Below are 6,046 nucleotides of genomic sequence, written 5' to 3'. Positions count from 1 at the left end.
TGTCATTCCGTCCGACTCCGCGCGCGGAAGCGCCACGACTGGGACGGGCGCTCCGCTCACGAGCTTGGTCGACAGGTCGCCGGAGAGCAGCTGGACGAGGCGGTTGCCCTCTCGCGCCCGGTAGACGATGGCCGTCGCGCCGACGGTGTCGGCCGCCTCGAATATCTCCTCGACGACGTCCCGGCCGTACGCCGTGTGTTCCGCCGCGTCCGGGAACACCGACCGCACCGCGGCGTACGACTCGGCCGCGAGCTCTTCGGACTGTTCGACGGGCGTCTTGTCCGGGACGCCGTCCCCTTTCTCGACGACGTGGAGGGCGGTCACGCGCTCAGGGTCGTACGGTTCGAGCGCCCTCGCGGTCGTCAGCGCGTCGTCCTCGTTCGCGACGGGGAGGAGCGCGTGCGCGAGCAGGTTGACGGCCTCACCGTCGTCGGATGAACTCATACGGCGACGTTCGACGCCGCGGGTTAAGAATGTGCTCGCCCGCTCACCGGTCGTCGAACCCGGCGACGAACAGCGCGAGGACCGGAACGATCTCCAGTCGGCCGATCCACATCAGCCCGATCATCAGCAGCTTCGTCGTGTTCGGGAGGAACTCGTAGCTCCCGAACGGGCCCAGCGGTCCGAGCCCCGGTCCGATGTTCCCGATCGTCGCGAGCGACGCCGCGAACGCCTCCGTCCCGCTGAGAGTCATCCCCGGGACCCGGCTCGTGTCGATCTCGATGAACACCGCGGCGAGCGCGAACAAAAGGAAGTACAACAGCGTGAAAACCATGATCCCGCGGATCACGTCCTCGTCGATGACCTCGCCGCCGAGTCGGACCGGTCGGACGACCTCCGGGTTCGCGGTGGTGTACAGCTCGCGGTACAGCACCTTGGCCACGATGAGCCACCGGATCACCTTGATTCCGCCGCCGGTCGATCCCGCGGAGCCGCCGACGAACATCACGAACAGCAGGAAGAATCGGGTCTGGGTGTCCCACTGCGCGAAGTCGGCGGTCGCGTACCCGGTCGAGTTCATCAGCGACGCGACCTGAAAGACCCCCTGTCTGAGCGCGTTCTCCGTCGCTCTCTCCGTGATCCCCCCGATCTCCGTCGCCGGGGCACCGCCGTAGAACAGCCCGACGGCGAGGACGGCCGCGAACCCGGTCACGAGCCCGAGGTAGACGCGGAACTCGGTGTTGTCGAACATCCGGCGGGGTTCGTCGCGGAGGAGGAACCAGAACAGCGCGAAGTTCACGCCCGCGATCACCATGAACGGGACGAAGACCCACTGCGCGACCGGCGAGAACGCCGCGATGCTTTCCGCCTGCGGCGAGAATCCGCCCGTCGGCAGCGTCGAGAAGCCGTGGGCGATCGCGTTGTACAGGTTCATCTCCGGCGCGAGCCCGGTGAGTCCGAGGAGCGCCAAGATCGCGATCAACACGACCGTGAACGCGAGATAGATGAGCCAGAGCGCCCGCGCGGTCTGTGCGATCCGCGGCGTGAGCTTCTGGAGGCCCGGTCCCGGAGCCTCCGATTTCATCAGCTCCGCGCCGTTGACCGCCAGCTGCGGGAGGATGGCGACCATCAGGACGATGATCCCCATCCCGCCGAGCCACTGGGTGAGCTGCCGCCACATCAACACCGCGTGCGAGTGCTGCTCGAAGCTGATCTCGGTGGTCGCGGTCGCGCCCGTCGTCGTGAAGCCGCTCATCGACTCGAACAGCGCGTTCATCGGCTGTCCGAGCGCGGACGCGGTGCCGTGCCCGGCGATCACGTACGGGATCGCGCCGACGACCGCCGCCGCGAACCACGCGAGCGAGACGACCGCCAGCGCGTCGCGGGGACCGAGGTCGGGGTCGTCGTGAAGCCGTTCCATCCCCGCGCCGACCGCGACCGCGATCGTCATCGACACGGCGAACGCGAGCGCGTCCTCGCCGTAGATCAGCCCGACGACGAGCGGGACGGCCATCGACGCCGAGAGGATCTTGACGATGGTCCCGGTGTAGCTGAGCACCGCCCGGGGGTCGACCGTCCGCGTCACGGCTCCACCTCGTACATTTCGATATTCGTCGTAGCTTCCCGACGCGATAAGAAGCCGTCGATAGACGGGATCGCGCGACAGCGTACGGACGGTCTCGGTTCGGGGGTCAGGAGGTCCAGAACGCCTTCGTGAACAGCACGAGCACGGGGATAATCTCGATTCGCCCGATCCACATGAGAACGACCATCACGGCGCGGGTGCTCAACGAGAAGCTCGCGAACGTCCCGTAGGGGCCGGCGTCGCCGAAGGCCGGACCGATGTTGAGGAACGTCGTCGCCGCCGCCCCCAGCGCCTCGAACTCGGTGACCGGAAGGTCGGCGCGCTCGGCGTCGACGACTATCACGATAGCGAGCAGGAAGAAGATCACGATGCTCAACAGGAGGTACGCGTAGATGTCTCGGATCGCGCCCTCGTCGACCGTCTTTCCGGAGATCCGGACCGGCCGAACGGATTCCGGGTGGATCGCGGTGAAGAGGTTCCGCCGGAACGACTTCAGCGCGACCAGCCACCGGAGCGACTTGATCGAGCAGGTGGTCGATCCGACCATCCCGCCGATGAACATCCCCATGAACAGCATGTGCTTCGCCGCGGGTGCCCACTGCACGTAGTCGGTGCTGGCGTACCCCGTCGTCGTCACGATCGACGCGACGTTGAACACGGCGTGGCGTATCGTCCCCTCGACTCCAAAGTTGCTCCCCGGGTCGAGGAACAGGCCGACGGCGACGATCGACGCGAGCGTCCCCATCGCGCCGAGGTAGAAGTGGAACTCCTCGTTGCGGAGGAGCCGCATCGGCTCGCCGTTGATGGCGAAGTAGATCAGGACGAAGCTCGTCGAGCCGATCACCATGAACGGGACGACCGCCCACTGGATGAGCGGGTGGAACGCGCCGACAGAGAGCGGCTCCGGCGAGAAGCCGGCGGTCGCGACAGACGTGAACGCGTGGGCGACCGCGTTGTACAGGTCCATCTGGGGGTCGACGGCGAGTCCGAGTCCGAAGTAGACGATGACCGCGAGCATTGTGAGCCCGAGGTAAATCCCCCAGATGAGCTGGGCCGTCCGTGAGATCTTCGGCGTGAGCTTGTTGACGTCTTGATTCTGCGACTCCGACTCCATGAGCTGTGCGCCACCGACGCCGAGCTCGGAGAGCACCGCGGTCGCTAAGATGAGGATCCCCAGTCCGCCGAGCCACTGGATCACCTGCCGCCACATCAGCACGGACCGCGAGTGGAGCGAGAAGTCGCGCAGGACGGTCGCGCCGGTCGTCGTCAGCCCGCTCATCGACTCGAACATGGCGTTGACCGGATGCGCGACCGTCCCGACGCCCGCGACCACGAACGGGATCGCGCCCACCGCGGCGACGAGGAACCAGATCAGCGCCACCGCGAGGAACGCCTCGCGCGGACCGAGGTTCACCTCGGGGTCCTGCACCGTCCGGAACGCAGCGCCGAGCGCGAGCGAGACCGCGATCGCCGCGATGAAGGGGAGGGGGACTCGCCGTAGTAGAAGGCGACGAGCAGCGGGAACGCCAGCGGGAGCGAGAGCGCGGCGAGGACGTCGCCGGTGAGTCCCACGCTCGCCCGCCATCCGACGCGGATCTGTGCGTTCACGGAGTTCTCACGCCATCGAGGCGATGTCGCTCACCGAGTCGGACTCCACGAGCAGGATGACGTGGTCGCCCGCTTGGAGGACGGTGTCCCCGCGAGGAGTGACCAGCTTGCGGTTCCGGGTGATCGCGCCGATGACGAAGCGCACGTCGCTTTCCGCGACGATCTCCGAGATCGGTCGCCCAACGAGTCCGCACCCCTCCGTGAGTTCGAGTTCGAGCACCTCCGCCTGGTCGTTCTCCAGCACGGCGATGTTCTCCGCGACGCTCTCGTAGGTGAACCGCGTGATCTCCTCGGCGGTGACGGTTCGGGGGTTGATCGCGATGTCGATGCCGATCTCCTCGAAGACGGTGACATAGTCGGGGCTGTCGACGACGGCGATCACGCGGTCGACGCCGAGCCGCTTCGCGAGCACGGAGATGAGCAGGTTCTTCTCGTCGGACCGCAGCGCGGTGACGACGATGTCGGCCTCGTCGACGTGTTCGCGCGAGAGGAACTCGGTGTCGGTCGCGTCGTGTTCCATCACGACGGAGTTCGGGAGGTTCTCCGCGAGCCAGCGGGCGCGGTCCGCGTCCCGTTCGATCAGCCGCGGCTTGAAGTCGCGCTCTTCGAGCAGCCGGGCCGTCTGGTACCCGATCTCGCTGCCGCCGACGACGACGATCTCGTCGGCCCGGTCGGGCGTCGTCTCCGGAGCCACGTCCGTCGCGAACGACTGGACGCTCTCGGGGCTTCCGATCACCACCGCGCGGTCACTGACGCGGATGTCGGTGTCGCCGCGCGGGATGATCATCTCGCCGTCGCGGAAGATGCCGACGAACGTGAGCGACTCGAAGCGGTCGGCCTCCGAGACCGTCTGTCCGGCGACGGGGCTGTCCGCCGCAATCTCGAACTCCGCCATCTGGACCAGCCCGCCGGCGAACGGGTCGACGTCGATCGCCGCCGGCAGCCCGATGACACGGACGATGTTCTCCGCGGTCAAGAGATCCGTACACACCATGAAGTCGACACCGAACGCGCCCTCGTTGCCCTCCCACGTGCGGAGGAAGTCGGTGCTTTTCACGCGGGCGATCGTGAACCCGTCGCCGAGCGTCTTCGCGGTGCCGCAGGCGACGAGGTTCGTCTGGTCGTTGTCGGTACAGGCGATGACCATGTCCGCGCGGCCGACGTCGGCCGCCGTCTGGATCTCCGAGGAGGTCCCGTCTCCGGCGATGGTCAGCACGTCGAGCTCGTACTTGAGCTGTTCCGCCCGGTCGGGGTCGACGTCGACGACGACGACCTCGTGGTCCGACGCGAGGCTCGAAGCGATGCTCGTGCCGACCTCGCCGGCCCCGATGACGACCACATGCATGGGGACAACGAGTCACCGAACCCTCAAGTTCGTTACTATCGCGCCGCCGGGATCGCAAGGCGACGCGCTCTGAGTTGCCGCCGCGTCAGGACCCGTCCGCGCCGCCGCGTCCGGGCTCGCCCGCCTCGCCGAACGACGACGGCTCGGACCACGCGTCCCGGCCCGAGACGGTCCGTTGCGGGAACGGGATGGTGATGTCCTCCTCGTCGAACCGCGCTTTGACGGCCTTCACGTAGTCGGCGCGCGCCTTCACGAAGTCCGCCCGCGACGGCTCGTCGATCCAGATCCGCGACTGGAGACCGACGTACGAGTCGGCCAGCTCCGTCAGTCGGACCGACGGCGCGGGGTCGTCCAGGATCGCGTCGCTCTTCTCGGCCTCCTCGACGATGATCTCCGTCGCGCGCTCGACGTTGTCGCCGTAGTCGATGCCGAAGACGAACTTCAGGCGCAGCGTCCCCTTCGCGACCGGGTTCTTGATCACGTCGCCGGTGAGGACGTGGTTCGGCACCGTGAGCAGTTCGTTGTCGAAGGTTCGGACGCGCGTGACGCGGAAGGAGATGTCCTCGACGACGCCGGAGTTGCCCTGCCACTCGATCCAGTCGCCGATGCGGAACGGCTTGTCCGTGTAGATGAACACGCCGGCGACGAAGTTCTTGATCACGTCCTGTAGGGCGAAGCCGATCGCGAGCGTCGCCGCGGCCGCGATCGTCGCCAGCGAGCGGAGGAAGCCGCTGTAGCCGGCCGCGCCGAACGCGACCGTCACGCCCGCGAACAGCACGAGGAAGGTGACGATCTTCCGCAGCGGGCGGCGCGCGTGTTCGTCGAGCCCCTGCCGGTCGAAGACGCGCCCGACGAGGGGGGCGACGAGGGCGCGGTTGAGGGCGTAGACGCCGACCAGGACGACGAGGAATATCGCCGCGGAGACGACCAGCCCGGCGAGCGGCCCGAGGAACGGCTCCAACGCGTCCGTGACCGGAGCCGTGGGAGCCGTTCCGGCCGCGGTGGCCGGGACCGGGGCCGCGGGGAGTCCCATCAGTGAAGCACCGCCGTGTTCCCGCGCGTCTCGA

4 protein-coding genes and 1 pseudogene are annotated in these 6,046 nt (G+C 67.7%); all 5 read right to left on the bottom strand.

The annotated features are described in order from the left end of the window. The coding region (locus BN903_RS08840; RefSeq protein ID WP_079890629.1) for a universal stress protein at positions 1-444 on the bottom strand (444 nt) is incomplete at its 3' end. A 43-nt stretch (positions 445-487) separates the two neighbouring features. Continuing rightward, positions 488-2,026, bottom strand: coding sequence for a TrkH family potassium uptake protein (locus BN903_RS08835; RefSeq protein ID WP_048077391.1), 1,539 nt, complete (start codon positions 2,024-2,026; stop codon positions 488-490). A gap of 106 nt (positions 2,027-2,132) precedes the next feature. After that, positions 2,133-3,634, bottom strand: a pseudogene (locus BN903_RS08830) (TrkH family potassium uptake protein). Between the two features lie 7 nt (positions 3,635-3,641). Continuing rightward, on the bottom strand, positions 3,642-4,979 hold the full coding sequence (gene trkA / locus BN903_RS08825) for a Trk system potassium transporter TrkA (protein WP_048077390.1): 1,338 nt from the start codon (positions 4,977-4,979) through the stop codon (positions 3,642-3,644). A gap of 85 nt (positions 4,980-5,064) precedes the next feature. Continuing rightward, positions 5,065-6,012 carry a mechanosensitive ion channel family protein gene (locus BN903_RS08820; RefSeq protein ID WP_048077389.1) on the bottom strand — a complete coding sequence of 316 codons (948 nt, stop codon included), beginning with the start codon at positions 6,010-6,012 and terminating at the stop codon, positions 5,065-5,067. Positions 6,013-6,046: the final 34 nt, after the last annotated feature.

The organism is Halorubrum sp. AJ67 (genome assembly GCF_000513435.1).
This window is presented reverse-complemented; position numbering and strand designations above follow the sequence as displayed.